Genomic DNA, 26643 nt, shown 5'->3' on the forward strand with positions numbered 1-26643 from the left:
TTATTGGCAAAGCGTCAGAGTAGCCCTGCCGCACGGTGGCAGGGCCATTACTTATTCTTGCTCAGCGGCCCAAAACGCCTCAATCAGGCCGCGGCTAGAAGCATCCATGAGTGAAATATCACCTTGATGATCAATAATTTTTTGCGTATCCGTGGCAATTTTCTTACCTAATTCTACGCCCCACTGGTCAAAGGGGTTGATATCCCAAATCACCGCTTGAACAAATACTTTGTGCTCGTAGAGCGCGATGAGCGCCCCCAGCGTGAATGGTGTTAGCTGGTCAAGCAGCACCGTAGTCGAAGGCTGGTTGCCACGATAGCGTTTGTGCTCCGGACGTGGCCCGTCGTCTTCTAAAGCGTCATCACCCAGCATCAGCACACGCGACTGAGCAAAGCAGTTAGCCAGCGATAAACGGTGCTGGGTTTTAAGGTCACGACGGGTATCCGGGTCTTCTACTTCATCATAGCGCTTAAGCGGCGCAATGAAGTCGCATACGACGGGCTGAGTGCCCTGATGTAGCAATTGATAAAACGCATGCTGAGCATTAGGACCTAGCTGACCCCAGAGCACTGGGCAGGTGGAGTAGTTAACTGGCTGGCCTTGGCGGGTCACCGACTTACCGTTGGATTCCATTTCTAACTGTTCGAGATAGGCCGCGAAATATTCCAGCCGCCCGTCGTAGGGCAAAATAGAGTGCGCGCGAATGTCCAGAAAATTGACATTCCAGATGCCGGCCAGCCCAAGCAGTATGGGCAAGTTATCTTCCATAGGCGCTTCGGCAAAATGCCGATCCATGGCATGGGCACCGGCTAGGAGTTCGCGAAAATTATCCATCCCCACTACGAGTGCAATCGGCAGTCCAATGGTGCCCCACAGCGAATAGCGGCCGCCGACCCACTCCCAGAAGGTTAGCTGATGGTCTGGCGTAATGCCCCATTCGGTCATTTTATCCGGGCTCGCCGAAACGCCAATAAAGTGTTGGCGCACAACCATCTCAGCACTAATAGGCGTCGAACCATGCTGCGTTAACCGACCCAAGAGCCACTCACGGGCAGTATTGGCGTTAGACAGTGTGTCGATCGTCGTAAACGACTTAGAGGACAAAACAAAAATGGTCGTTTCAGGATTTAAGCGGCTTAAGCAGTCGGCAAGCTGCGAGCCATCCATCGTGGAAGCAAAGTGCACTTCTACGGGATGAATACCTTTGGGGCGAAAGTCAGCCAGAGCGTGGGTTACCATCAATGGGCCTAAGTCAGAGCCGCCCACACCTAGATTGACGACATCGCGAATCGGCTTGCCGGTCGCGCCACGCCACTGCCCGGCGTGCAAACGGCTGACCAGGCTTTCCATTTGGGCAAGGCTTTCCTGCACCGCGGCAACGATATCATCCCCTTCTACGTCCAGCGTTGCATCGGCGGGCAAGCGCAACGCCGTATGCAAAGCGGGCCGATTTTCACTGACGTTCACACGCTTGCCGCTAAGCAATGCCTCTATCGCCGAAGGCACGCCCGCTTCAGTGGCCAGCGTAAAGAGATGCTCTAGGGTATCGTCATCCCAACGCTGCTTGGAAAGATCCAGCGTTAAGCCCGCCACTTGGCGAGTGAAGCTTTCCCACCGCGAAGGCTCGGTGCCAAACAGCGTTTTCAAGTGAACGTTCTGCAGCGCTTGCGCATGATGCTTCAACGTCTGCCAAGCGGGTAACATATCGGGAGTAGCGCTTGATGCTGAGGCCATGTGATATCTCCAGTGGCGTCGATCCATGCAGCAGGGTCTGTTATAGACATATCAGGGCGGGTAAACTATGACGCCCTATCCATGATCCCGGCTTGCCCATGAGTGATGCATCTTACCGTGACGCTATCTTTTCGACACCCCTTGACCGAGTAGCGCGGTTTTCATTCGATGAAAAGGTGGTCGCGTGCTTTCCTGACATGATTCGTCGATCGGTGCCTGGCTACGGGCAAATTCTTGGCATGCTGAGTCTGATTGCCCAGCGCCATTTGCGCCATGGCGCCCACGTTTATGACTTAGGCTGCTCGCTTGGCGCTTCAGGGCTTGCCCTGGCAGGCACACTGGAACCAGACGCTTTTCGCTATACCGGGATCGACCTTTCACCCGCCATGGTAAGCCAGGCACGCCAAACCTTCCTTGTAGAGTGCTCTGATCACGCCATGCAGGTGGAAGAGGCCGATATTCGCACGCTTGAGTATGCGCCATCTGGGTTGATCATTCTCAACTTTACGCTGCAGTTTCTTCCCGCGGCTGATCGCGATGCCCTGTTAGCGAAACTTTACGCAGCGCTAGAGCCCGGCGGCGTGCTAATTCTTTCAGAAAAAACCGTGGACGCAGACGAACGCGACAACGCCTGGCGCGTTGAACGCTACCACGACTTTAAACGTGCCAATGGTTACAGCGACTTAGAAATCAGCCAGAAGCGCACCGCGCTTGAGAACGTGCTGGTGCCGGATACTCTGGATGCGCTTCACGGGCGTTTAGCAAAAGCAGGGTTTCCCCGTTCGGTAACGTGGTTTCAGTACCTGAACTTTGCTTCGCTGATCGCGTTTAAGGAGGGCTGAGGTGGATTTACCCGAGCATCATCGCGCCCTTTACCAAGCTTTTTTGGATCAAGCGGTCATAGACCCGTCGCTCACCGCCTGGCTCGCCAAACTGCCTGATCAGCTTACCCAGGGGCTTGACCGCAACCGCCACGGCGATCTTCCCGCCTGGGAAAAGGCCGTTGCCAAACTGCCCGCGCTGCCTCGCGAGCGTAACGTTGATCTCAACAGCGATACCGTCAGCGTTGAGCTCGCACTCAATGATAGCCAACAGCGCCAATGCTTTAATCTACTTAAAAAGCTCGCGCCATGGCGCAAAGGCCCTTTTCAGCTGGGCGGGATTCATATTGATACAGAGTGGCGTTCAGACTGGAAGTGGCAAAGAGTCTTACCGCATTTGGCGCCGCTAAAGTATCGCAAGGTGCTGGATGTCGGAGGGGGTAGCGGTTATCACGCGTGGCGGATGGCCGGGGCCGGCGCAGCGTTCGTACTCGTTATCGATCCATCGCCACGTTTTTATTGGCAGTTTCAGGCGGTTCGCCACTTTGTAGGCGATGCCGACGGCGGGAGAACGCAGTTTTTACCCGTCGGCATAGAAGATGTGCCCGAGAATCTAGGCTTTTTCGACACGGTATTCTCTATGGGCGTGCTCTATCATCGCCCCGCCCCGCTTGAACATCTTCAGCAGCTTAAAGCAGCCTTGACGCCTGGCGGCGAACTGGTGCTGGAAACACTGGTCGTGGAAGGCGATGAGCAAACGGTGTTTGTTCCCGGCGAGCGTTACGCCGCGATGCCAAATGTCTACTTTCTGCCTTCATCAAAAGCGCTGTGCCACTGGCTGGAGCGCTGTGGCTTTACCAACGTGCGCGTTGTTGATGAGGCAGTCACTACGCTTGACGAGCAGCGCTCAACCGAGTGGATGACTTACCAGTCGCTAGCGGATTTTCTTGACCCCAACGACCGCACTCGTACCATAGAAGGCTACCCTGCACCACGCAGGGCGGTGATTTTGGCTAATAAGCCTTTCTAGGCATGTCATTTTCAACAAGCCCTTTTTAATAAACTATTATCAAGAAAACCGGCTAATCTCAGCGTCTTAAAATCACCAGCCAGCGACCCAGATTCATCACGCTGGCAAGTGATGCCGCGACATAGGTAAAGGCGCAGGCGGTAAGCACGTGCCGCGCACCGGCCATGTCATTAGGCGGCACGTATTCCTTCAGCAGCGGCAGCGCGCGGTTAAAGCTTGCGTCAAACTCCACTGGAAGCGTCACTAGATGCACCAGCGCGGCGGTGCCGAAACTGATCACCGCCAATACAACCACGATTGCCAGCCCGCCAGGCAGCCGCGTTAATAGGAATAGAAAAGGCGCGGCCATCATTAAAATAGCGCCAAGCTTCTCAGCCTTTTGGGCGACCCCCACTAAACGGCTGCGTGCCAGCAGCGGTGAATAGCCTTGATGATGCTGAATAGCATGACCAACCTCATGGGCAGCCACTGTCACCGCCGTTAGCGATCGGCCATCATAATGATCAGGCGAAAGACGCACACAGCGCGCTTCTGGGTCGTAATGATCCCCATATTCAGTGCGTTCTACGTTAACGCCCTGAACGCCTAGTCGACGCAGCAAGTGTTCAGCAAGTTCAGCCCCCGTTCCAGGGTAGTCATCCCGGCCACGCGTATGTCGTTTGAGCACCCATTTAGCCCATACATTCGGGAGCACAAAAATAGCCAGCGCCAGCACGATTAACACAACGACCATGGCAATCACCGCAGATGCAGAGGAAGACTCAGTGCCCCAAGCTGTTTAGGTAGGATCAGGATCGTTGCGATGTTCTTCAACATCGCGCTTCACCGCCGCTAAGCCATGGGCGGAAATATCGCCCTGAGCGTAGGCATGCTCAGCGATCAGCACGCTGTCGGCAGCTAGTACCAAATCACACTCGGTACCGGCCAGCTCATCACGCAGCCGCTGAATAGCTTCTTCACGCGCAGGGTCTTTATCAACTCGCCGGATGTAGATAGCCTTAATACGATGCGGGTAGGCTTTCACGATCTCGATATAAACCTCTGGATCGTGCTGCCCACTGTCGCCGATTAAAATACACGGCATATCATTGTAAAGGGTAAGCATTCGGTCGATCAGATCACGCTTATGGTCTTCTGCACGACGCGGCCAGGGGCGGCGCCAAGAGATCCCCCACTCGCGAAGAAACAGAATAGGACCGACGGGGATACGGTTAATCTGAAAAAAGATTTCAAGCATTTCGTAAATTGCCCAAGGTCCGCGGGAGACATACAAAATGGGCCTTTCGATGCGTTCACTAGCGCCACGATGTAGCGCTTGATAAAGCGCCGCTACGCCGGGAAATGCAGTACGGCGGTGAGGTTTTTTTACAAACAGGCGATAAAGCATTTTAAGCTTTTCCGCCACGCCGGTGAACATGACGGTGTCGTCGATATCACTGATCACCAGTAAGTCCGCTTCAGGCGGTGGTACGTAGACTTCAACGTGAGTACGTACCGGCATCTCGCCCTGGCAATGGACCAGAATATCGGCACGATGCCACGATACATCAATAGGCAGGGTATGACTGATCGGCAGATGCATGTCGAAGTAGCCATCCCGATCGGTGCCAACACAGAGTTGATTTTCGCCAAGATGAATTTCAACCTGGGCATTGGCCAGACCGCGACGAAAAATCCGGCGTGCAACGTCGGCAGTATCACGCAGCATTCCATGCCGAGGGATAGCGCGGCCTAAGGCAGCCTGACGAAAGACTCGCCCCATGACAAACACTTCATTCTGCGAGCCATAACCTCGATAGGGGTGAACCACCATGCCACCACGGCCACTGTCGCCCTTAATAGGCTTGGCAATAATGTGCACTACCCTTTTTACAAAGCTTGCCCACCGGCGCATTAAGCCCATCAAGCGTGTTGACCAGCGTAAACGGGGCCATTCAATGATTGATTCATCATGCATTCCTTTTCGTGATGATAGACGGCAGCCGTCCAATATCAGTTTGGCGTATATAGTAACAGCGTCAAGCACTCCTGCTAATCGCATAACGCTGATGAATAACGATGCACAATTAATGCCCGTCGGGTGTGCAATTATGGGCTGTTCAGTACATCATGCTTAATTACACATAAGAATGATGCCTACGTTCCATGCCAACCAGCCACTATGCTAACCAGTGACAATGCCTTTAGCACTGCCCTCGCTCTCATTCTGAGCATGGACAGCGCGCTCATTTCCATCGTGATGCTGTCACTGCAGGTATCACTCATGGCGGTAGTGATCGCCAGCCTATTAGCGTTGCCCTTAGGTGCAGCTCTCGCCCTTTGGCGGTTCCCAGGGCGTAATGCCGTTATCATCGTCCTCAATGCATTAATGGGACTGCCACCCGTCGTAGCAGGGCTGTGCGTGTATCTACTGCTTTCACGCGCCGGCCCATTAGGCAGCTGGGGGCTGCTATTTACGCCCACCGCCATGGTTATCGCTCAGGTCATTTTAGTACTGCCCATCATCGCCGCACTGACCCGCCAGCAGATTGAAACGCTGCATGGCGAGTATGCCGAGCAGCTGCAATCATTAGGACTGACACGCCCACGCATGATTCCAACGCTGCTGTGGGATGCGCGCTTTGGGCTTCTAACAGTCATTCTGGCGGGCTTTGGCCGCGCCAGCGCAGAGGTAGGCGCGGTCATGATTGTAGGTGGCAATATCGATGGCGTCACTCGCGTGATGACTACCAGCATTGTCTTAGAAACCAGCAAGGGCAATCTGCCCATGGCGCTCGGCTTAGGGATTATTTTACTCATCCTGGTGACGATGATTAACGCTATCGCGCACATGATCGGCGAAACGGCCAAAAAGAGGTTGGGATGAATGCAAGCCAACCACCTCCGGTGGCGACGCTTGCATTTGACGGCGCTGCGTTCACGCATCGTGGCCATACGTTACTAAAGCCCACCACGCTTCGCCTATCGGGCTGCCAGCGTACGCTGATCATGGGCCCGAACGGTGCAGGAAAAAGCCTGCTAATGCGCCTAGCTCATGGCTTACTGCCCCCCACCAGCGGTGCTGTGGGTTGGCAAGGCACAGCCCCTACTCAGGCCATGGTATTTCAGCGCCCAGTGCTGCTACGTCGCTCAGCGCTTGATAATCTCACCTATGTCCTCGCCATTAACAAAACGTTGCGGCCAGCGCTCAACCGCACAGCAGGTCACAGTATTTCTCGCAAAGCCCAGGCCATGCAGGCACTGGATAAGTTTGGTTTAGCGCATTTAGCGCAGCGCCCTGCGCGGGTACTATCTGGCGGGGAGCAGCAACGACTAGCGCTAGCGCGGGCCTGGCTGCTGAATCCGCAGGTACTGTTTCTCGATGAGCCTACCTCCGCACTAGACCCCGCGGCCATCAAGGCCGTTGAAGATGCAGTGCTCGAGTTTCATCGCCGAGGCACACGCATTGTGATGTCCACCCATGACCTGCACCAAGCACGCCGCTTAGCCGATGACGTCGTGTTTCTGCATAACGGGCACTTGCTTGAACACACCCTCGCCAAGCAGTTTTTTTCCGCACCCGCCTCCCGCGAAGCAAGTGCGTTTATTCGCGGCGAGCTGGTCTGGTAACGCTGGCTTTGCTTCACATTAGCACTGATGAACCATAGCATTGATGAAATACAGCATGGATAAATCCTGGCAATGATGAGCAGCGCTCAAGGAGCACTACAATGAATAAGACTACCGCACTGATAACCGCTGGCGCTCTAAGCCTAACGTGGAGCGGCACGCTGCTAGCAGATGATGGCTACATTACGCTTGCCTCGACGACCTCTACTGAGAACTCGGGCCTGTTTGGCGCCATTATTCCCGCGTTTACTGAAAAAACCGGAATAGACGTACGCGTCGTGGCCGTAGGCACCGGTCAAGCATTCGAAATAGGTCGTCGTGGCGATGCCGATAGCCTGTTGGTTCACGACACGGCAGGTGAAGAGCAGTTTGTGGCCGACGGTTACGCTACGGAACGCCTGAATGTGATGTACAACGATTTCGTGATTGTGGGCCCCAGTGATGACCCCGCCGGCATTAGTGACAGCGAAACGGTTGTCGATGCCATGCAGCAAATCGCTGAAAGCGAATCTCCTTTCGCCTCGCGCGGTGACGATAGCGGAACCAACCGCGCAGAGCTACGGTTGTGGGAAGACGCTGGAATAACACCGCAAGGTGAGTGGTATCGTGAGCTGGGCAGCGGCATGGGGCCCACGCTAAACACCGCCGCGGGAATGGATGCTTACACCTTCACCGATCGCGCTACCTGGGTTGCGTTTGAAAACCCGCAGGACTTAACGCTGCTGTTTGAAGGTGACGAGGCGCTGTTCAACCAATACGGTAGCCTGCTGCTTTCAGCAGAACGTCACCCGCACTTGAAGCATGATCTCGCCGCGCAGTGGCACGAATGGCTAGTCTCTAAAGAAGGTCAGCAAGCGATTGCCGATTTCGAAGTCGATGGGCAGCAACTGTTTTTCCCTAACGCTGAGTAACCCTTTCCCGCCTAAACAAAACGGCACGCCCTCAGGGCGTGCCGTTTTGCTGTATACCACTTTTAACAGCTGCGCTTTAGGGCTACTTATTAATAGCCGCTGGCAGTTTATCGCGTTAACAGCTTACTAATATCGTTAGCTTCCCAATGGGGAAAATGCTTTCGAACCAGCGCATTGAGGTCGTGTTCAAAGGCGGCCCAATCGGTTGCATTGGCCGCAACGCTAGGTTCACCGGCGGCTCCCCTAATCATTCCAGCACCGACAGTCACGTTGGTCAGCCGATCAATGATGATAAAGCTGCCAGTACCAGGGCTGGTGCGATAATCATCAACTGGAATAGCGGCGGTCAATTCAACGTCACAACGAGCGATAGCATTGAGCCCGAGCGAGTCCGTGGCATGCTTCTCTAACGTATTCACATCGATTTGATAATCAATAGTACTGACTTGGCCGGAAAGATCGCGCGTTGCTAGCTTGAAATCGTAAAGCTTGCCGGGGGTTAATGCCTCTTCCTGCATCCAGACAATATCGGCTTTAAAGGTATTTGAGAGCGGCAGCTCGCTTTCCGCAGCCACGATCCAGTCGCCGCGTGAAATATCGATCTCATCTTCCAAGGTAACGGTAATTGCCTGGCCTGGATAAGCCGTCGCGAGATCGCCATCAAAGGTCACGATTCTTGCCACCGTGGACACTTTACCCGAAGGCAGCACTTTAATAGCTTGCCCAGAGTGCAATACGCCCGCTGCTAAGGTGCCGCAGTAGCCGCGAAAATCAAGATTTGGACGGTTCACGTACTGGACTGGCAAGCGTAGATCACTGAGGTTCTGATCACGGCTGATTTCAACGCTTTCAAGTAGCTCAATCAGCGTTTTTCCTTGGTAGTCGGCGGTGAAATACCAGGGCGTTTGCTCGCTGCGATTAACCACGTTATCGCCATTAAGCGCGGACATAGGCACAAAGCGAATGTCCGGCGCCTGAAGGTTCGTGGCAAACGCGCGGTATTCAGCCACTATTTCGTTAAAACGCTGCTCGGAAAAACCCACCAAATCCATTTTATTGACCGCAATCACCAAATGCTGGATACCCAGCAGGTCGGCAATAAAGCTATGGCGACGAGTTTGCGTCTGCACGCCGTAGCGGGCATCGATTAAAATAATCGCCAGGCTTGCCGTTGAGGCACCGGTGGCCATGTTGCGCGTGTACTGCTCGTGCCCCGGCGTATCGGCGATAATAAACTTGCGTTTATCGGTGGAGAAAAAACGGTACGCCACATCGATCGTGATGCCCTGCTCGCGCTCTGACTGCAAGCCATCCACTAACAACGCCAAATCGACGGTATCACCGGTGGTGCCATTGATTTTAGAGGCTTGGGTAATGGCAGCCAGCTGATCTTCGAAGATCATTTTCGAATCGTGTAGCAAACGCCCAATCAGGGTAGATTTTCCGTCGTCGACACTGCCGCAGGTGATGAAACGCAGCAGGTCTTTGTTTTCGTGCTCGTGCAGATACTGCTCGATATTGTCAGCGATTAAATTCGATTGATGTGACATTGGCCCTACTCCTTTAGAAATAGCCTTCGCGCTTTTTCTTCTCCATCGAACCGACTTGATCGCGGTCAATAGCACGGCCACTTCGCTCGCTCGTTCGGGTCAGCAGCATCTCTTGAATTATTTCTGGAAGCGTCGCGGCTTCGGATTCCACGGCACCGGTCAGTGGATAGCAGCCAAGCGTTCTAAACCGCACAGACTTTTCTTCCGGCACTTCACCTGGCGCCAGCGGCAGGCGATCGTCGTCAACCATCACCTGCATACCGTCGCGCTCGACCACCGGGCGCTTGGCCGAGTAGTAAAGCGGCACAATAGGGATCGACTCTAGGTAGATGTACTGCCAGATATCCAGCTCGGTCCAGTTGGAAAGCGGAAACACCCGGATTGACTCGCCTTTATTGACCTTGGCGTTATACACATTCCACAGTTCAGGGCGCTGATTTTTAGGGTCCCAGCGATGATATTTGTCGCGAAATGAGTAAACGCGCTCTTTGGCACGCGACGCCTCTTCATCCCGGCGCGCGCCGCCAAAAGCGGCATCAAACCCATGCTTGTCTAGCGCTTGCTTGAGCGCCTGAGTTTTCATGATATCGGTGTATTTGGCGCTGCCGTGATCGAACGGGTTGATATTGGCAGCCCGCCCCTCTTCATTGGTATGCACGATCAGCTCCATACCCGCCTCTGCCGCCATGCGGTTACGAAACTCGATCATCTCGCGAAATTTCCACGTGGTGTCCACGTGCATCAGCGGAAATGGCGGCGTACCGGGATAAAAAGCTTTGCGCGCTAGATGCAGCATGACCGAAGAATCTTTGCCGATCGAGTACATCATGACCGGGTTGGAAAACTCAGCCGCCACTTCGCGAATGATATGGATAGACTCAGCTTCTAATTGCTTAAGGTGGGTCAAGCGCGCGGCGTCAGGTGTAACAGAAACCTCGCGCAGCGGCGCTGAAGATACCGTCTTGGAAGACGGCATCTCTGAGGACAGTGTAGAAAATTGGGTCATGGCCCATACCTCGCAAGAACTAGCTCGTCGTACAAGCTATTAAATACAGTGTACGTTCTTAAAATGTACGTTCGAATGCAGGTAGGGTAACGCCGAGTTCATAATAACCCAAAAGAATTAATAACTATCTTTTTATATCTTTATCGCCTATCAAGATATTCATAGCCATAAAATCGCTATACCGCAACGCGCTCGACCCAGGTTTGCCACTCGATTCCTTCTAAGTCGATTACCCGATAGCCGGGGCGTGACGCTTCATCAATAGCAAAATACTCAGCCCCCGGTAAAAACTGATCGGCCATTGCTGGGCAGCCATAGACGCCTATTTCATGAACGCCTATTTCATGGCTGCTTATTTCATGGCGCTGGGCATAGGCTTGGTGTGCATGGCCAAACAGGATGATCCTAACCTGAGGATACGCGCTCAGCAGCTGCCAAAACGCTTCTCGGTCTTGCAGACCAATGGCGTCCATCCATGCGGCGCCAACGTCCACCGGCGGGTGGTGCATCACAATCATCGTCGGCCGATCATCTGATTTTAGCTGCTCGTCTAATGCCGCTAGCCGCTCGTTGCCCAGCTCCCCAAAAGGCTTGCCCTCCACGCGCGTATTAAGCAGCAGCAAACGCCATGCACCACATGCTACGTCCTCAATCAGCGGGCGCTCGGCGGTCATTAGCGCCAGCTGATCATGATTGCCGGGCAGCCAATACCAGGGGCACGGCAGAGTGTCCATGGCCTGAACCGCTAAGGCATAAGAAGCGGCGGACTCGTCTTGGCTGATATCGCCACTGAATAGCACGATATCAGGCTGCTCATCCGCCACCGCGCTTAGTACCTGCTGAAACTGCCGCCAGGGCACGCCCGCCCGAGAACGCGCATTGATATCAGCGTAAAGGTGGGCATCGGTAATTTGCACAAGGCGCATTAGGGAATCTCCGGCACGTCAATGCTGTGGCCGTGGGCAAGGCCATGGGCCAACCATTCACCTAAAAAGCGATTTAGCTGAAGCTTTTCATCCGGTTGATGCATGCGGGCATTGGGATACCGATAGCGGCCGTTGAAATGGCGCTCGCGTTGAAAATCGGTCACTTCCGCCATGCGTACATCGTGATAAAGATGCACGCGCATACGCGGGCTTTCCATGACGGTATCTAGCGGCCCGCTTTGAAAAACATCCACCATCGTGGTGTAAGGCGCCTGCTCATGAATATAAAGATGTAAGTCACCAAAATGCTGCTTATCTCCCCGCAGGGCGATATCACGTCGCTGGCCGGCCTCCATATCGCCGACCAGGCGCACCAAGCGTAAGTAGTTGGCGCTGCACTCCCCCTGGAGCGATTTTAAATCGGTGACATAGGCCGTTCTCGCCATGTTCACTCCTCGTTTTTTCGCTTTTGCATGTATTTTACGTTAGGTCGACGCCCGCTGTGACGCAGCTCGCAGCGACGCTCGTTGGCTATTTAACCAATGTAGCCCAATCAAACACATGGCGTTGTCGAGTCTTCCCAGGCCCAAGAGTTCCCAAGCATTAGCAAAGGGCACCACGTGGACACGAATATCTTCATGCTCTTCATCTAACCCATGGATGCCGCCTAATCCTTGGGTATCTACCAAACCACAAAATAATGTCACTTGCTCGTTGCAGGCACCGGGACTGGGGTAATAAGTGTGCAGCTTGGTTAGCTCCGTCACTTTACAGCCTGCCTCTTCCCACGCCTCTCGGCGGGCAACGTCTTCCAGCGACTCGCCTTTTTCCACTAAGCCGGCCACAAATTCTAACTTCCATGGCGATAAAGCATCGTCAATGGCGCCCGCACGAAACTGCTCGATTAACACCAGTGAATCGCGCTCTGGGTCGTAGAGTAGCACCCCTACCGCATCAAAGCGGCTATGCACTTCTCTGCGCATAGGCTCGCTCCAACCGCCTTCAAATAGGCGGTGACGAAGCTCTAGCCCATCGAGGCGAAAAAACCCCTGGTGCAGCGTTTCACGCTTGAACAGCTCAACGTCGTCGCTATTTAACAGCGCAACGCTAAGCGTGGTGTTCTTAAAAGGAGCGGCTGGCTGCGCGGAGCCTGGAGAAGATACGTTCTTAGAGCGGGTCGCCATGAGGCACTCCCAGTGATGATAATGACGCTATTATCAATGCTTGCCACTGGGAATGCCAATTCAGGCGATAGGTTAAAGCTCGCTTAGCATTGCCTGCGCATCACGGCGCAAGGCTTCATCAGACGCTTGTCGGCTATCGCGGGCGGTACCTTCCACCGCGCGCTGTGCATGCTCCCGCGCGGCCTGTTCATTGCCCTCTTCTTTTAGAAAAGCAGCGTAGTAATAATTAACATCAATGCCGTCTGGGCGAATCTCTAAAGCACGTTGGAACATCCGCTCGGCGGTATCGCTATTACCAAAACCGATGGGGCGCCCCGGTGCACGGTCGTATAAAGCACCTAGGGTGACATAAGCCGAGCCGTTGCTACCCTGGGGATCAATCTCAATTGCCCGTTCAAGCACATCACGAGCATCGCCCGCGGTGCCCAGTGCACCTAAACCGCCCCGTTCACGGGCATAAGACGCCAATATAATGCCCTGCCAAACCAGCACGTCGGCGTTATCGCGCTGTTGCTCCGCCAACTGCCCCGCCTCTGCCGCCAGCGCCTTCAGCGTGCTTTCCCGCTCATTCGCGGGCATGTCGGTAACGGTATGTTCCCAGCGATTCTTCAGCGAGAACAGCTCGCCTTCAAAGGCCGTGGCGGCAAGAGGTGACAGCGTAAGCGCGCTGCCAATGAGGATGGCCATTAATGAACGCTTTAAAGGTAGACGTGCAAAAGACAGAGTTCGCATACATGCTCCTAAATTATTGTTGTCCCGTGGAGACCTAACAACGGCGGGCCTCTCCAACAATGTAACGAACGTTTGAATGATTCGCCAGTCGCATGTTGCTTGGTATGCTTCCCGCAATTAACGTAAGGTAGATAGCTCGATACATAATAGGGAACCGGTAATGAAAGGCCGCAACATGACCCGCTGGCGCGATCCAGCAAAAGATCCGCGTCAAGCCCCTAAGAGCAACCTGATTACCAGCGAGGGCGCTTCACGCTTACGCGCTATTTTAGATCACCTTTCACGCGTTAAACGCCCGGAAATTTCTGCCAAAGTCGGCGAAGCTGCCGCTCAGGGCGATCGCAGTGAAAACGCTGATTACACCTACAATAAGAAAGAGCTAAATCGCGTGATTGCGCGTATTAGCTACCTGACGACACGTTTGGATGAGCTGCAAATTGTCGACCGCCTGCCCGCCGACACCAGCAAAGTATTTTTTGGTGCCTACGTGAGCCTGGAAGATGAAAAAGGTGAGCAGGTACATCTTAGAATTGTTGGCCACGATGAGATCGATACCAAAAAGCGCTGGATTAGTATCGATGCCCCCATGGCCAAAGCACTACTAGGTAAGCAGGTCGGTGAAGAAGCGAAGGTGCTTACGCCTAACGGCTATACGTTTTATACCATCACCGTCATCGATTACACCGGCTAATAGCAACGCTGTAAGGCTCAATCCTGAAGCGAGTAGTCGACCGTAGTCACAACGCGCACGCGCTTGGTTTGCGGCGTGTAGCTATCTAGATCGTCAATCGAAAAGTAGCCTTGGGTCGCTTGGCGTATCTGACCCACTTGGCTACCCGAATCTTCAGCAAACTGCTGTGCAGCGTTACGCGCATCTGCCGTTGCGGCCGCAATCATTTCTGGCTTAATGGCATCCAGGCCCGTAAACAGAAATTCCGTGCGGTATTCGTAGCTAGGTGAAAGCAGTACGCCTTCTCGCACTAACGAGGTCGCGTTAGGAATCGCTTCAATCACGCCCTCAACGTCGGGTGAGCGCAGCAGCAGCGTCGCCTCAGCACGATAGCGCTCATCGGGGCGCTGGCCTCCACCGTACTGGTTGCTGTACTGATCAGTAATGCGTGGCGGTGTCGAGCTCACATGCTCTGGGGCGAAGCCTTGAGCCTGGAGAAAATCTCGAATCGCCCCCTCGCCGCTGCTTAGCTGCTGCTCTAGATCGCTTAAACTATTGGCGCTCACCGTGTAGTTAAACGGCCACAATACCAAGTCGGCCTCGACGTCTCGCTCGGCCAACCCTCGCACGGTGACGCTACGCGACGACTGCTGCCATACCTCAGCGGCACCTTTGATGTAGCTGCCGCTCCATACTAGCCCTAACGCGAGAAGGCCGCCTAGCAAAACAGCACTGCCCAGAACCGCAGTATTTCGAACGTTTCCTGTCATAACGGCCACCTCGACTCACGTCTGTTAAATCGTCCAATGCGTATGACACATCATAGACCCGAACGGTTGTTTCGTCGGTGGTTGAATGTGGCAATTTCAAGGATAAAGGCGCAGAAGAATCTTCTGCGCCTTTATCTATTTAAACAAGCGGGGGATATAAACAGAGCGGTTAGAAAACTAACGCGGGCAGGGCAAGAGAGATCGCTGGCACAAAGGTGGTCAGTAGCAGTATGCCTACCATCACCATCCAGAATGGCATGACCGCACGTATAAAGTCCGCAACCTTGACGCCGGTGATGCTGCAGGTAGTGAACATGACGGTGCCCAAGGGCGGCGTTATGGTTCCAATCGTGGCATTAATGATAAAAATGATACCAAAGTGAACCGGATCGATGCCGAACTGAGCGGCCACAGGGGCTAATAACGGCGACAGCACAATCAATATTGCGTTGCCCTCCAGAAACATTCCCAGTACCAGCAGCAGCAAGTTGGCCAACAGCAGGAAGACAATGGCACTACCCACCTCTGAAGACAGCAGCATAGCGATTTCTTGAGGGATCTGCTCCCAGGTAAGAAAACGTGCAAAGCCCGAAGCGACAGCGATGATAAAGAGCACATTGACCGATGCCAACAGTGACTCATTGGTGGCCAGCGCAATACTCTTGACCGACATCTGCTTGTAAACAAAGACACCCACAATCAGCGCATAGAGCACCGCAATAGCGCCAGCTTCAGTTGGCGTGAAGACACCAATACGAATCCCCCCGATCACAACCAGCGGCAGCATTAAGGCGATGATACCGGCCCGCGTGACGCTAACCCATTCATGGCGCGTCACTTTGCTGCGCTCAGGCGGCTGATAGTTATTCCGACGGCATAAATAAGACACCAAGACCATTAAGCTGATGGCCATCAACACGCCGGGCACGACCCCCGCCAGAAATAACCGCCCAATCGATACGTTATTGACGTAGCCATAGACGATCAATGCAATACCCGGGGGGATAGTAGAAGTAATTAACGACGAAGCTGCCGTCACTGCACTGGAAAAAGGCTTGGGATAGCCTTTAGCGGTCATGCTAGGCACCAGCAGTTTTGAGTTCATTGCGGCATCGGCAATGTTAGAGCCAGACAGCCCGCCCATAAAGGTACTTAACAGAACGTTGGCCTGCGCCAAACCACCGTGCATACGCCGTGTAAGCAGCTCTGCTAATTTAAGCAGCCGGTCCGTAATGCCGGAATAGTTCATGAACACGCCGGCCATAATGAAAAATGGTATCGCTAATAACGATACGGATTCCAAGCCCCCTGCCAGACGTTGAATCAGCAACATCGTCGGCTGATCGGCCCCGACAATGAAGTAAAGAAACGTAGAAAAAAACAGCGCGAAGGCGACGGGCGTCCCTACAAGAAACAGTAAAAACAGTGCGCCAATAGCAATACTCACAGCCATTTGATTGAGCTCCTATGGTGTATGTCGCTGAATCAGCCGGACCACACAGTGATAAATCATCACCACCGCACTGACAGGGATGGCTACGTGAATCCAGTAATAGGGAATTTGCAGCATCGGCGTGCTGCGAAACGCTGAGAAGCTGAGCAGCTGAGTTCCCCAATACAGCATGACCAATGCACTGATCAAAATGATGCCAACGCTGAACACCTGCTCATTCCAATGCGCTAAGCGAGGTGGAAGCTTGTCGGTAACGAAGCTGATAAACACATGCTCACGGCGCCTTACCAGCGCACTAGCGCCTAAAAAGGTGGCCCAGACCAGCAGCAATTGGAGTATCTCTTCTGTCCATGCCAGCGGCGAACCAAATAGATAGCGCATAAATATGTTGCTAATAGCCACCAGGAAAAGAGCAAAAACAGCGGCGGTGGCGATAACCTCATCAAGGCGCATGACCCGATCCAGCCACGTAAAAATACGCTTCATACCAGCCTCCTCGATTAGGCTCCCCGGCACGCTGGGGAGCCATAAAATCACACGCTAATCAGCCGTTGATAATCTTGTAGACATCGTCGTAAAGACCGTCAGTCCACTGCGGAAAAGCGGAGGGAATTTGCTCGGCTGCCCGCTCACGGAAAGGAGCGGTATCTATTTCGTGAATCTCCACACCTTCGCTACGCAGTTTCTCCAGCGCCTGCTCACTATCTTCAGCAACAAGCTCAGCCAGGTATTCAGCCATTTGCTGGCCTGTATCAGTCAGAATTTGCTGCTGCTCTTCATCAAGCTGTTCCCAGAAGGCTTGGCCGGTAACGAAAGGCGCGACGGTATGCATATGCGCCGTTAAGCTCAGGTGCTTGACCACTTCATAAAATTTTCCGCCGTAAAGCACGGCAGCCGGGTTTTCGACACCGTCGACCATTCCCTGAGCCAAGGCGGGATAGACATCACCCAGCGACATAGGCGTCGGAGTTGCGCCCATGGCGCGAATCGCTTCAACATACATCTGCGAGTTCTGCACACGCACGCCTACACCGTCGAGGTCTTCCGGCGTATTAACCGGCTCACGTGTGAGCAAATGGCGAACGCCATACACCGCATTAGGGATGACAATGTGGTAACCGGATGACTGCAGCAGGGTCATTTGCTCAGCAAACCACTCGGAGTCAAAAACCTTGAGCTTAGAGTCGAAGTCTTCGCTTAAATACGGCGCATCTAAAACAGCCAGATCAGGCACCGAGTCAAGAAAATTACTGTAGGCGGTAATCGAAATAATGGCTGAGCCAAACCGCGCCTGCTCCATTACATCGGTTTCCGAGCCTAGCTGGCTTGCGGGGAACGCCTTCAGTTCCAGCTCACCGTTACTAGCCTCGTTCACCCATTCGGCCCACTGGTTGACAGCAACGTCCACCGGCTCGCCGGGCTGGTTGCCATAAGCCACGCGAATCACCGTGCTGGCATTCGCGGTGCTAACAATGCCAATACTGGTTGCGGTCGCAAGCGTAATAGCAAGAGTGAGTTTATTAAGGCGCATGTAGTACTCCACTTTTTTTGTTTAACTGCAGTAATAGTGACGGCCAAATACATCGTAAGCCGCGGTTGCCAATGCTTATCGCTCAAGGGCCTTTTCAAGCCGAGGCGTTAGAATGTTATGTTGTTTAGCCATGCTCACCACGGGTTTCAAACGACGCTCCAGCTTGTCGTGGTGATAGTTCGCGATATCTGCTAAGCGGTGATCCAGATACGGATTATCGAATCGCTCCAGCGTGCTCTGCCAGTAGCTTTCTAAGTCCATGTCGGGCAGCTCACGGGATAATGTGGGCAGCACCTCTTCTGCCATCAGCTCATTAAGCGCCGTACGCAGCCGCGGCTCCTGCATGGCTTCTCTTACGTAGGTTATTGATTCACTCAAACCCAGATAGCGCCACTGGTCTATCAGGTAACTGTGCGCCAGATTGAGAATATGCAGTTTGCGTAATTCATAAGGCTGCAGTGAGTTCACCACTTGCACGGCAGAATGTTCAAACGGCATGACTAGGCCTGGCGTTTGTTGCACGGCCCAAAGCGCGTAGGGTTCGGCAACGGCGCCGACGGGTTCAAGCGGCGCTGAAACGATACGATCTACCAGCGTATTGACCCAGCAGCACTGGGACACCAGCCATGCGTCAAAGTCGGTATCTTGATAGTCCATTCGCGCCAAGGTAGCGACAAGCTCTTTTAGCACGTCACCGTTGCGGCTAATCAACTCGCAAGGAAGCAGCGTCAGTCCCGGCCGCCCTGCCTGAAAACGCGCATAAAGCAGCTTGGTAAGTTTGCCTGGGAAACTTGAAGGCACATCCGCCAAGCTGGAATCATTGGCGACCTGATAGCCGCTATCGCCCGTATTGGACACTACCCAGCGGGCCGTATCGATAAAGTGGCGCGCTAATGACGCCCACTCTTGTGCAGCCACCATACAGCCGGCCACACTGCCAACCGAATACTGCTCATCGACAGGTAAGCCGTCGCGCAAGCCTTTAACATGTAAAGGGTAACTAGCCTGCTGCGCCAAGGCCGAGGCTTTGGCTTTGCCTTCGGGACGATCAGAGGTCTGCACTACCAGTACAGCCTCTTGGCTAACCCCTTGAGCTATGGCCTCGCCAGCAAAGGCGGCCACGTGGCCTAGCAGAAACCGGCTGGTGCCAAACTGAACGATGCTTGCTTGATGCAGCGAGAGACTCACAGCGAGACGCCCCGCTTCCAGGGAATAAAGTCCAGCTGTGAAAGCCGCACTGCTTTGGTGACATAGCGCCCCGATGCGGTGTCGATACACATCGTCAGCAGCTCATCAGCCAGTGTCGCGATATCGGTTTCACCGCGAATAATAGGGCCGGCATCAAAATCGATTACGTCGCTCATACGGCTAGCGAGTTCGCTGTTGCTGGCAATTTTCAGCACCGGCGCAACGGGGTTCCCGGTCGGCGTACCTAATCCGGTCGTAAACAGTACAAGGTTGGCGCCGGAGCCCACTAAGCCTGTTGTCGACTCCACGTCATTGCCTGGGGTGCACAGTAGATTAAGCCCCTTACGCGTCATGGGCTCGGTGTAATCAAGTACGTCAACCACCGGGCTATCGCCGCCCTTTTTGGCAGCTCCGGCTGACTTCATCGCATCGGTGATCAAGCCATCACGCACGTTGCCCGGCGAAGGGTTCATAGAGAAATCTGCGCCGACCGCATGGGCATGACGCTGATAGGCCGTCATCAGCGAGCTAAACCGCTCGGCAACGTTTGGATCACTACAGCGCGCCAGCAGCTCATGCTCGACACCGCACAGCTCAGGAAACTCACTTAAAATCCCGCTGCCACCCAGCGCCACTAAACGATCAACCACCGCGCCGACTAGCGGGTTGGCAGAAAGCCCGGAAAAACCATCCGAACCGCCGCACTCAACGCCTAGCGTGAGCTCAGAAAGCGGTGCGGGCTGCCGGGTGACTTGATTGGCTTGCTTGAGGCCATCAAAAATAGCCGTTAGCGCATCGCGAATTAACACTTCTTCACTCTCAGAGCGCTGCTGCTCGAAATAGCTAACGGTCTTGTAGCCCGCTGGATCACGTTCTGCGATGGCATTTTGTAGCATGGTGATCTGCGCTTTCTGGCAGCCCAAACTCAGCACCGTTGCCCCCGCTACGTTGGGATGGCAGATATAGCCTGCCAGCAATTGACAGAGCGCTTCGGCATCGCCGTCGGTGCCGCCACAGCCCAGCTGATGAACCAGAAAACGCACGCCATCAACGTTAGGAAACAAACGCTCTGCCGACGGTATCGCGGACGCAGCCGCACTTTCGCCATGCAATAACTGCCGTGCCATGCGCTTGTAGTCTTGAAAGGGATCATCGCCCAAGGCATCAGCAACGCACTGGCGAAGCACCTCAACATTACGGTTTTCACAAAACACCAACGGCACCACGAGCCACACGTTGGCCGTTCCAACTCGGCCATCGGGGCGGTGATAGCCGTCGAACGTGGTCGTCTCGAATGCGGTGACCGCGGGAGGCTGCCACGCAGTTTGTTGACTATTCGCAGACAAATCATCCGTCGAATGCACCAGGTTTTCGGTGGTAAGAGCGCCGCCTGCGGCAATCGGCTGAGTCACTTTACCCACCGTAACGCCATACATGACGACCAAATCACCAACCGCCATGTCACCCAGCACAAACTTATGTTTATGGCGCACGGGGCCTGGGAGAGTAACCTGGGAGCCTTGATCTTCAACCACCGTGCCTGCAGGCAGGTCGGTGAGTGCCACTCGGACATTATCCAGCGCGTGGACCCGCAGGGTGAGATGGGGCGTCTGCGTCGCAATCAGGTCACTCATGAGTGCGCCTCGTCAGTATCGATGGTGATCATGGCTTTAATGACATGATTGGCAGGGTCGCACCACTGCGGCATTTTGGCGGGCACATCCGTGAGCGGTGCACGATGCGTAATCATCGCATCGGCATTGATAGCGCCACTTTCCATGAGCGACACGACACAGGCAAAGTCCTCAGGTGTCGCATTGCGGCTGCCCATCAGCGTGAGTTCTTTCTTATGGAAATCAGGATCGTTAAATGCAATGTCGGCTTTGACGATACTGACCAACACATAACGACCGCCGTGGCCGGCAAGATCGAAACCGGCCTCCATAGCGCGAGGATTGCCGGTTGCATCGAAAACAACCTCTGCCAGCGCCCCGCCGTTCAATTGGCTGATTCGTTCAGCAACATCATCTTCCAGAGGATTCGCAACGGCATCAGCACCCAGCACATCGCGGCAAAAAGCTAATCGTGAAGTATTAGTGTCTACCATCAGCGTACGTGCGCCACGGCTTTTAGCAACCTGCAGCACGCCCATTCCGATAGGACCGGCGCCAACGACTACGGCCAGCTCATCCACCTGCAGCTGACTACGCCGTACCGCATGCGCGCCAATAGCCATACATTCCACAAGCGCAAGCTGATCAAGGCTTAACGTTTTTGAGACCACAAGGTGACTGGTCGGAACGGCTAAGTACTCGGCCATTCCGCCGTCTCGATGCACGCCAATAACCTGCATGTGCTGGCAGCAGTTGGTTTTTCCCTGCAGGCAAGCGCGGCATTCACCGCAATGTAGATAAGGAATCACGTAAACATTCTGACCGATCAAATGCTGCGATTGCTCGTCTGCGGCCTCGACCACCTCCCCCGCCAGTTCGTGGCCTAACACCCGTGGATATTCAAAATAAGGCTGGTTGCCACCGTAGGCGTGAATATCCGTACCGCAAATACCAACACGGCGAATACGCACAACCGCGTAGCCAGGGGTGCACGCTGGGCGGCTAGCCTGGCTTAATTCGAGGTGATGCGGTTTTGAACAGACGAGAACTTGCATTAGAGCATTCCTTTTCGCGTAGCACTGGTCACCAAGCACAGACCATGTGCCACACAGCCTGATAGGTACGTTAACGTTATAAGTACTTGGACTTGATAAGTACTTGGACTTGATAGGTACGTTAAATGCACAGGTACATTGATCTAGTGGTCAGGCCTTTGGCGGCGTAATATTTCACCAGCGTGTGGTCTGACAAACTCATTGACTAAAGCGTCAGCGGCATAGTAAGCCGCTGACGCCGACGTTAGATCTAACTGATGCTATTTATCCTAAGCTTGAACAACGCGCTGCTGCTGCTCACCCAGGCCATCGATGCCTAAGCGCATCTGCTGCCCGTCCCGAAGATAAATCGCTGGCTGCTGGCCCATGCCCACGCCTGGGGGTGTTCCGGTGGAAATAACGTCACCGGGCTGCAGGCTCATGAACTGGCTCAGGTAGCTAATCAGAAAAGGCACCTGATACACCATTGTGCGGGTGTTGCCGTTTTGATATCTGTGGCCATCCACCTCAAGCCACATATTCAGCTGATGAGGGTCGGCAACGTCATCGCGTGATACAAGCCAGGGGCCCAAGGGGCCAAACGTATCGCAGCCTTTACCTTTGTCCCAGGTGCCGCTTCGCTCCAGCTGATACGCACGCTCAGAGACATCGTTAACCACACAAAAACCCGCCACGTGAGACATGGCATCGGCTTCATCAATGTAGCGCCCGCCCTTACCCACAATCACGCCAAGCTCTACTTCCCAATCAGTCTTCTTAGAGCCGCGGGGAATTTCCACGTTGTCGTTAGGGCCACACACCGCACTGGTCCATTTGTTAAAAATGACCGGCTCTGGCGGCACTTCAGAACCCGTTTCCGCAGCGTGATCGGAATAGTTAAGGCCAATGCAAATAAACTTACCAATGCGGCCAACGCATGGCCCTAGGCGAGTATCCGCCGCGACTTCTGGCAATGATGAAAGATCCAGATCGCGAAGCGACTGCAGCCCTTCATCGCTGAGCACATCGCCGGCAATATCATCAACGATGGCGGAAAGGTCACGCACAGCGCCCTGGCTGTCGATAATGCCCGGCTTCTCTTGGCCCGGCTGTCCAAAACGTACGAGTTTCATATTATTATGACTCCTATAATAATCAGTTGGCCCAGCCACCATCAATTAACTGAGTGGTGCCCGTAATGAACTGCGACTCATCGCAGGCCAAAAATGTCGCTAGCGCTGCCACTTCTTCAACGCGCCCTAGCCTACCCATTGGCTGCCGCGCCTTGAACGCCTCAAGCACCTCGGCATCGCTGCGCCCTTCTTGGCGGGCCTGCTCAGCAATACGCTGCTTCAACGAAGGCGACTCAACGGTACCAGGACAAATCGCGTTACAGCGAATACCTTGGGTCATAAAGTCGGCGGCTACCGACTTGGTTAGCCCAATCACCGCCGCCTTAGAGGTACCATAGGCGCAGCGATTGGGCACACCTTTAATGCTAGATGCCAGTGACGCCATGTTGATAACGCTGCCACCACCGTTGTTCAGCATACCGGGCAGAAAAGCCTGCAGGGTATGAAACATCGAGGTGACGTTTAGGTCCATGGAGCGCTGCCACGAAGCTTCGTCGCACTCCAGAATGTTGCCACCAGGAACCATGCCTGCGCAGTTAAACAGTATGTCCAATGCTGGCAGCGAGCTAGCCAGCTCATGAATCGCTTGGCTGTCCGTTACGTCTAGGCGATACGCCTCCACGCCCGGCATATTTTCTAGGCTGCTAATATCGATATCGGTCGCGAATACGCGCGCGCCTTCGGCAACAAAACGCTCGACGCTGGCACGCCCAATACCGTTCGCAGCGGCGGTGATCAGTGCAGTTTTATTCTTGAGTCTCATGCTATGTCACACCTTTAATAGCGATGGCACGTCTCTGAAAATCGTGGGAACATACATAAGGCCAAATCATCCAGACATCCAATGGCCTGACCAATAGATCGAGTATGAGCGAGTTTCTTTCATCCTGGCAAGCCACAAAAAGACCAAATGCCGGTTTTTAGAGATGAACTTTAGTCGCTATAAACTTTTGTCTTTATAGACTTTAGTCGCCACGCCTTGTAGCCGAAAACCATCGAAAAAATGGACAGGAAGCACCACGAATGCCGATTCAAGCCATCCGCTCACAGCGCCTTTATCGTCAGATTGCTGATCAGCTTCAGCAGCTTATCAGCGAAGGAGAATTCCCTCCGGGAACATTGCTCCCTCCTGAGCGCGAGCTTGCCCTATCGCTTGGCGTTAGTCGTGCATCCGTTAGAGAAGCCTTGATTGCCCTAGAAGTAGTAGGCCAAGTGGCCGTGCGTGTTGGCTATGGCGTGGTGGTACTTGAGTCTCGCTACACGCCTATCGAACCGGTGATGCGCGCAGCCGCACGCACCGAACCCTGGGCGCTGGACCCCGAGTTCGAGAGCGAAATCGAGCTCAATTTAAATGAAGAAATTCCGCCCTTTTCCCTCCTTCAGACGCGCCGCTATCTGGAGCCAGAAATTGCCGCCTTGGCAGCCCAGAATGCATCTGAAGATGATCTAAGAGCGATGCGCTTAGCGTATAAGCGCAACGTGTCCGACAACGCCAACGGCGGGCGCAACTGCGCAGGGGATCGCCTGCTGCATATCCGCATTGCCGAAGCATCGGGCAACGCGGCCTATGCGTTGTTGATCAAGCACCTGCTTGGGCATAAATACGGCCCCATGTTCCGCAGACTCCAAGACTTGTTTATGGAAACGGACATGCCGCAACGCTCTCAGGACGACCACGAACGAATCGTCGAGGCCATTGAGGCACGTGATCCCGATGCGGCCCGCCATGCGATGGAAGTACATCTCGACCACGTGCTCAACGTTTTCTTCGCAGAATGAGCCGCCGTACTTAAGCCACCGCACTAACGCGATGGTTTGATCGCTGAATAGACTTTGAAGCGACGGTTATCCGCCAGGGTTTGAAAGTCTTGGAACGCGCGCTGCAAGTGCTCTGGGTAAGGCAAAAATCCATTGGCGACAATCACTAAACGGCCACCCGCGACGAGATGCTCTGGCGCTCCGCTGATTAAGCGCTGGCTGGGTCCATAGCTAATATCACGCTCTTTGTGAAACGGCGGATTGCTGATGATCCAGTCAAACTGCTCGCCTTCCAGCGCACTAAAAACATCACTGTGCAGCACACGCCCTGCCAGCCCATTTGCAGCCAACGTGCGCTTACAAGCTTCTATTGCAAAAGCGCTGACGTCGACAGCGGTCACATGATGGCCACGCTGCGCCAGCCAAGCGCTCACAATGCCGTCACCACAGCCCATATCGAGCACTTTAAGCGGCTTGTTTGGCAAACAGCTGTCAAGACTTTCCAGCATCAGCAGCGTGCCCTCATCCACTTTGCCATGGCCAAACACGCCGGGATGGCTCTCCAGCGTTACCCCGACGGCCTCAAAACGTTGCCAAGCGCTTTCGCTGGCCGCATTTCCACTGGCTAACTCTAACGCCGCGCTGCGAGTAACAAAAAGCGAGCAGCGCCGCGCATTATCTCGCTTATCACATGGCATCCCCAGCTCAGCCAATATCTTAGGAACCCGCTTGATGCCCCCCTGATGCTCACCCACTACCTCAATGGATGTACCGGTGGGTAGCTGCTCGCATAGCCACTTAAGCCACCAGATACCCAGCTGGTGAGCTTTGGGCCAAAATAATACGACCTCTTTGCCCAACGGCTCACCGACAGCTATTTCAAAAGGGTTGTGGGCTTGCTTGCCTTTGGCGGCCCACTCGTTCAGCACGCCTTGATTGCCACTGACCACGCCCGCTGACTGATCCACCAGCCAGCTATCCATAGGAGGGTCAATGACCCACAGCGCGGCATAATTATCCTGCTGACGTTCTAGTAACTGACACGCGGGCACTCTTGCGCTCATTCAGTGATCTCCGGTTTGCTTAATGTATAAAGTAGATAGCGGCCTAGGCGCCAATGCGGGTCTTGGCGGCAGTACTGTTTTTCCAGCGCCAGCAGCGTTTCACGCTCAACGGGCGTCGTGGGCGGCTGGCGCAAATAATCTTGGAACACACGAATGCCGGCGACGGTCTCTATTCGCAGCCCGTTCTCAGCGCTCCACTGCTCAATATCAGCGTGGGTTACGGGTGAAATGGGCGTCAATCGCTGGCGCTTGCCTTTACCTGCTAAGCGATCGCTCAAAGCCTTTTCTAGATTGCCTTTGACCGCGTTCGAAAAACGCAGCGCGTCGCGATTGAATACCATCAAACTCAGCTGCCCGCCGGACGCTAATAACGTGCTCAAGGTAGCCACTGCCGCCCGCGGATCGCCCAGCCACTCCAGCACCGCATGACAGGTAATCAGCGCCCATGGTCCGGGCGCCTGATCGGCTAATGACTGCAGCGGCGCCTGCACATAAGTAACGGCCTCTTCCGGTAGCGATTTCACGTCACGATGCCAATGCTTAGCGTAATTCAGCATCTCCTCTGAAGGCTCAGACATGGTCACCGCATGCCCTCGCTCAGCAAACCACGCCGCTTGCTGGCCCAACCCCCCGCCCACATCTAGTACCTTTTGGCCATTTAGCTGCAGCATGGTGGGTAGCAAATAGTCGAGCATGGCTAAGCGCAGCTCGCCTCGGGGCGCTTGATAAAGAGAGCGGGAAAATTTGTCGGCTAACCCGTCAAAATAGCGATCGCCAGCCTGCGTTAATTCGTAGCTACTTATGAGGTTGCTCTTCGACATATCGTTGGGGTGCATACCACGGGCGTCGCTTTAGGCATAAAGGGCACGTAGTTTACCTTCCTTAGCCGTCAAACGCTTGCTTGTAAATCGGTTGCTCCCACGCGC

General features: G+C 54.3%; 27 protein-coding genes. 7 read left to right on the forward strand and 20 right to left on the reverse strand.

Annotated features, from left to right (window positions below; translation table 11 throughout):
- Positions 1-51 precede the first annotated feature (51 nt).
- On the reverse strand, positions 52-1734 hold the full coding sequence (gene pgi, locus CIK78_RS13235) for a glucose-6-phosphate isomerase (protein WP_096280943.1): 1683 nt from the start codon (positions 1732-1734) through the stop codon (positions 52-54).
- 98 nt (positions 1735-1832) lie between these two features.
- Here pgi and cmoA point away from each other — a divergent pair, with 98 nt between their 5' ends.
- Both cmoA and cmoB read left to right on the forward strand, forming a co-directional pair.
- Positions 1833-2576 carry a carboxy-S-adenosyl-L-methionine synthase CmoA gene (cmoA, locus tag CIK78_RS13240; RefSeq protein ID WP_096280945.1) on the forward strand — a complete coding sequence of 248 codons (744 nt, stop codon included), beginning with the start codon at positions 1833-1835 and terminating at the stop codon, positions 2574-2576.
- Between the two features lies 1 nt (position 2577).
- The gene (gene cmoB, locus CIK78_RS13245) at positions 2578-3585 is read left to right on the forward strand and encodes a tRNA 5-methoxyuridine(34)/uridine 5-oxyacetic acid(34) synthase CmoB (RefSeq protein ID WP_096280947.1); all 1008 of its coding nucleotides are present in this window, start codon (positions 2578-2580) and stop codon (positions 3583-3585) included.
- Between the two features lie 58 nt (positions 3586-3643).
- On the opposite strand, the gene CIK78_RS13250 is transcribed toward cmoB, so the two are convergent.
- Positions 3644-4318: a zinc metallopeptidase gene (locus CIK78_RS13250; protein WP_096280949.1), complete on the reverse strand. Its 675-nt coding sequence runs from the start codon at positions 4316-4318 to the stop codon at positions 3644-3646.
- Between the two features lie 45 nt (positions 4319-4363).
- Positions 4364-5488, reverse strand: coding sequence for a phosphatase domain-containing protein (locus CIK78_RS13255; protein ID WP_176483440.1), 1125 nt, complete (start codon positions 5486-5488; stop codon positions 4364-4366).
- Between the two features lie 258 nt (positions 5489-5746).
- On the opposite strand from CIK78_RS13255, the gene CIK78_RS13260 reads away from it, so the two are divergent.
- The 3 genes from CIK78_RS13260 (at position 5747) to CIK78_RS13270 (ending at position 8105) form a co-directional block, all read left to right on the forward strand.
- The gene (locus tag CIK78_RS13260; RefSeq protein ID WP_096280951.1) at positions 5747-6451 is read left to right on the forward strand and encodes an ABC transporter permease; all 705 of its coding nucleotides are present in this window, start codon (positions 5747-5749) and stop codon (positions 6449-6451) included.
- Positions 6448-7194, forward strand: coding sequence for an ATP-binding cassette domain-containing protein (locus tag CIK78_RS13265; protein WP_096280953.1), 747 nt, complete (start codon positions 6448-6450; stop codon positions 7192-7194). The genes CIK78_RS13260 and CIK78_RS13265 overlap by 4 nt, the downstream gene beginning before the upstream one ends.
- A 101-nt stretch (positions 7195-7295) precedes the next feature.
- Positions 7296-8105 (forward strand): substrate-binding domain-containing protein, encoded by an 810-nt coding sequence (locus tag CIK78_RS13270; RefSeq protein ID WP_096280955.1) that lies wholly within the window; start codon positions 7296-7298, stop codon positions 8103-8105.
- Between the two features lie 107 nt (positions 8106-8212).
- Here CIK78_RS13270 and cysN read toward each other — a convergent pair whose 3' ends face one another.
- From cysN to CIK78_RS13300, 6 genes are all read right to left on the reverse strand, one after another.
- Positions 8213-9655, reverse strand: a complete 1443-nt coding sequence (gene cysN, locus CIK78_RS13275) for a sulfate adenylyltransferase subunit CysN (RefSeq protein WP_096280957.1) — start codon at positions 9653-9655, stop codon at positions 8213-8215.
- Between the two features lie 13 nt (positions 9656-9668).
- Positions 9669-10631 (reverse strand): sulfate adenylyltransferase subunit CysD, encoded by a 963-nt coding sequence (gene cysD / locus CIK78_RS13280; RefSeq protein WP_096282383.1) that lies wholly within the window; start codon positions 10629-10631, stop codon positions 9669-9671.
- Between the two features lie 206 nt (positions 10632-10837).
- Positions 10838-11587 carry a metallophosphoesterase gene (locus CIK78_RS13285; RefSeq protein WP_096280959.1) on the reverse strand — a complete coding sequence of 250 codons (750 nt, stop codon included), beginning with the start codon at positions 11585-11587 and terminating at the stop codon, positions 10838-10840.
- Positions 11587-12033, reverse strand: a complete 447-nt coding sequence (locus CIK78_RS13290; RefSeq protein ID WP_096280962.1) for a DUF1249 domain-containing protein — start codon at positions 12031-12033, stop codon at positions 11587-11589. Before CIK78_RS13290 ends, CIK78_RS13285 begins: the two co-directional genes overlap by 1 nt.
- Positions 12034-12072: 39 nt before the next feature.
- Positions 12073-12771 (reverse strand): NUDIX domain-containing protein, encoded by a 699-nt coding sequence (locus CIK78_RS13295; protein ID WP_096280964.1) that lies wholly within the window; start codon positions 12769-12771, stop codon positions 12073-12075.
- 72 nt (positions 12772-12843) lie between these two features.
- The gene (locus CIK78_RS13300) at positions 12844-13503 is read right to left on the reverse strand and encodes a TRAP transporter TatT component family protein (protein WP_096280966.1); all 660 of its coding nucleotides are present in this window, start codon (positions 13501-13503) and stop codon (positions 12844-12846) included.
- Between the two features lie 160 nt (positions 13504-13663).
- Between CIK78_RS13300 and greB the strand changes: the two genes are divergently transcribed.
- Complete coding sequence (gene greB / locus CIK78_RS13305) at positions 13664-14194, forward strand: transcription elongation factor GreB (protein WP_096280968.1); 531 nt, start codon at positions 13664-13666, stop codon at positions 14192-14194.
- Positions 14195-14211: 17 nt separating this feature from the next.
- On the opposite strand, the gene CIK78_RS13310 is transcribed toward greB, so the two are convergent.
- The 9 genes from CIK78_RS13310 to CIK78_RS13350 form a co-directional block, all read right to left on the reverse strand.
- Entirely contained in the window at positions 14212-14943 is a 732-nt protein-coding gene (locus CIK78_RS13310; protein WP_096280970.1) for an SIMPL domain-containing protein, read from the reverse strand.
- Positions 14944-15112: 169 nt separating this feature from the next.
- Positions 15113-16396, reverse strand: a complete 1284-nt coding sequence (locus CIK78_RS13315; RefSeq protein WP_096280972.1) for a TRAP transporter large permease — start codon at positions 16394-16396, stop codon at positions 15113-15115.
- 12 nt (positions 16397-16408) lie between these two features.
- Entirely contained in the window at positions 16409-16882 is a 474-nt protein-coding gene (locus tag CIK78_RS13320; protein ID WP_096280974.1) for a TRAP transporter small permease, read from the reverse strand.
- 58 nt (positions 16883-16940) lie between these two features.
- Entirely contained in the window at positions 16941-17927 is a 987-nt protein-coding gene (locus CIK78_RS13325) for a C4-dicarboxylate TRAP transporter substrate-binding protein (RefSeq protein ID WP_096280977.1), read from the reverse strand.
- Positions 17928-18002: 75 nt separating this feature from the next.
- Entirely contained in the window at positions 18003-19115 is a 1113-nt protein-coding gene (locus tag CIK78_RS13330) for a mannitol dehydrogenase (protein WP_096280979.1), read from the reverse strand.
- Positions 19112-20749, reverse strand: coding sequence for an altronate dehydratase family protein (locus CIK78_RS13335; protein ID WP_096280981.1), 1638 nt, complete (start codon positions 20747-20749; stop codon positions 19112-19114). Before CIK78_RS13335 ends, CIK78_RS13330 begins: the two co-directional genes overlap by 4 nt.
- Positions 20746-21783, reverse strand: coding sequence for a zinc-binding alcohol dehydrogenase family protein (locus CIK78_RS13340; protein ID WP_096280984.1), 1038 nt, complete (start codon positions 21781-21783; stop codon positions 20746-20748). Before CIK78_RS13340 ends, CIK78_RS13335 begins: the two co-directional genes overlap by 4 nt.
- A gap of 269 nt (positions 21784-22052) precedes the next feature.
- Positions 22053-22895, reverse strand: coding sequence for a fumarylacetoacetate hydrolase family protein (locus tag CIK78_RS13345; protein WP_096280986.1), 843 nt, complete (start codon positions 22893-22895; stop codon positions 22053-22055).
- 22 nt (positions 22896-22917) lie between these two features.
- The gene (locus tag CIK78_RS13350; protein WP_096280988.1) at positions 22918-23658 is read right to left on the reverse strand and encodes an SDR family oxidoreductase; all 741 of its coding nucleotides are present in this window, start codon (positions 23656-23658) and stop codon (positions 22918-22920) included.
- 260 nt (positions 23659-23918) lie between these two features.
- Here CIK78_RS13350 and CIK78_RS13355 point away from each other — a divergent pair, with 260 nt between their 5' ends.
- Entirely contained in the window at positions 23919-24674 is a 756-nt protein-coding gene (locus CIK78_RS13355; protein ID WP_096280990.1) for a FadR/GntR family transcriptional regulator, read from the forward strand.
- A gap of 23 nt (positions 24675-24697) precedes the next feature.
- Here CIK78_RS13355 and CIK78_RS13360 read toward each other — a convergent pair whose 3' ends face one another.
- Positions 24698-25717 (reverse strand): methyltransferase, encoded by a 1020-nt coding sequence (locus tag CIK78_RS13360; RefSeq protein ID WP_096280992.1) that lies wholly within the window; start codon positions 25715-25717, stop codon positions 24698-24700.
- Positions 25714-26553 (reverse strand): methyltransferase domain-containing protein, encoded by an 840-nt coding sequence (locus tag CIK78_RS13365; RefSeq protein ID WP_096280994.1) that lies wholly within the window; start codon positions 26551-26553, stop codon positions 25714-25716. Before CIK78_RS13365 ends, CIK78_RS13360 begins: the two co-directional genes overlap by 4 nt.
- Positions 26554-26643 lie beyond the last annotated feature (90 nt).

This window comes from Halomonas sp. JB37, from assembly GCF_002332255.1.
GTDB classification, from domain to species: Bacteria; Pseudomonadota; Gammaproteobacteria; order Pseudomonadales; family Halomonadaceae; genus Vreelandella; species Vreelandella casei.